2 protein-coding genes are annotated in these 1,535 nt (G+C 66.2%); both read left to right on the forward strand.

What is annotated here, in order from left to right:
* Positions 1-667: alpha-glucosidase C-terminal domain-containing protein (locus ACWD1Z_RS37560; RefSeq protein WP_451125414.1), on the forward strand; the 667-nt coding region annotated here is incomplete at its 5' end.
* The coding region (locus ACWD1Z_RS37565; RefSeq protein ID WP_451125416.1) for an alpha-amylase family glycosyl hydrolase at positions 664-1,535 on the forward strand (872 nt) is incomplete at its 3' end. The genes ACWD1Z_RS37560 and ACWD1Z_RS37565, both read left to right, overlap by 4 nt.

Here is a 1,535-nt window from a genome sequence, read left to right on the forward strand (position 1 = left end):
CAAGCAGGAACTGACGGAGTACCTCACCGAGCTGTCGGGTGAGGCGGCCTCCTACATGCGGCCGAACTTCTTCGCCAACACCCCCGACATCCTGCATGCCTTCCTCCAGCACGGCGGCCGGCCCGCCTTCGAACTGCGCGCCGTCCTCGCCGCCACCCTCTCGCCGACCTGGGGCATCTACAGCGGCTACGAACTGTGCGAGAACACCCCGCTGCGCGAGGGCAGCGAAGAGTACCTGGACTCGGAGAAGTACCAGTTGCGTCCACGTGACTGGGACACCGCGGACACCATCGCTCCACTCATCACCCGGCTCAACACCGTCCGGCGCGAGCACCCCGCGCTGCACCAGCTCAGGAACCTCCGCTTCCACCACACCGACAACGACGCCGTCCTCGCCTACAGCAAGCGCGCGGGCCAGGACACGGTGCTGGTGGTCGTCAATCTCGATCCGCACCACACCCAGGAGGCCACGGTCTCGTTGGACATGCCGCAACTCGGCCGCGACCGGGACGAAACCCTGTCCGTGCACGACGAACTGACGGGTGAGACCTACCAATGGGGCAGGACCAACTATGTGCGCCTTGAGCCCGGCAGGGCACCCGCGCACGTACTTCACGTCCAGGCCTCGCCCGCCTCGCCGCAGAACGGAAGGTCTACCGCGTCATGACCGTCAACGAGCCCGTCCATGACACGTTCGAGGACACCCCGGCCAAGGACCGGCATCCCGACTGGTTCAAGAGCGCCGTCTTCTACGAGGTGCTGGTCCGTTCCTTCCAGGACAGCAACGGCGACGGTGTCGGCGACCTCAAGGGCCTGACCGCCAAGCTGGACTACCTCCAGTGGCTCGGCGTGGACTGCCTGTGGCTGCCCCCGTTCTTCAAGTCCCCGCTCAGGGACGGCGGCTACGACGTCTCCGACTACACCGCCGTGCTGCCCGAGTTCGGCGACCTCGCCGATTTCGTGGAGTTCGTCGACGCCGCTCACCAGCGCGGCATGCGGGTCATCATCGACTTCGTCATGAACCACACCAGCGACCAGCACCCGTGGTTCCAGGAGTCCAGGAAGGACCCCGACGGCCCCTACGGCGACTACTACATGTGGGCCGACGACGACAAGCAGTACGCCGACGCGCGGATCATCTTCGTCGACACCGAGGCCTCCAACTGGACCTTCGACCCCGTGCGGGAGCAGTACTTCTTCCACCGGTTCTTCTCCCACCAGCCGGACCTCAACTACGAGAACCCGGCCGTGCAGGAGGAGATCCTGGGCGCCCTGCGGTTCTGGCTCGACCTCGGCATCGACGGCTTCCGGCTCGACGCGGTGCCGTATCTGTATGCCGAGGAGGGCACCAACTGCGAGAACCTCCCCGCCACGCACCACTTCCTCAAGCGCGTCCGCCGCGAGATCGACGCGATGTACCCGGACACGGTGCTGCTGGCGGAGGCCAACCAGTGGCCGGAGGACGTCGTCGACTACTTCGGCGACTACCGCAGCGGCGGCGACGAGTGCCACATGGCCTTCCACTTCCCCGTCAT

The organism is Streptomyces sp. NPDC002784, from assembly GCF_053592135.1.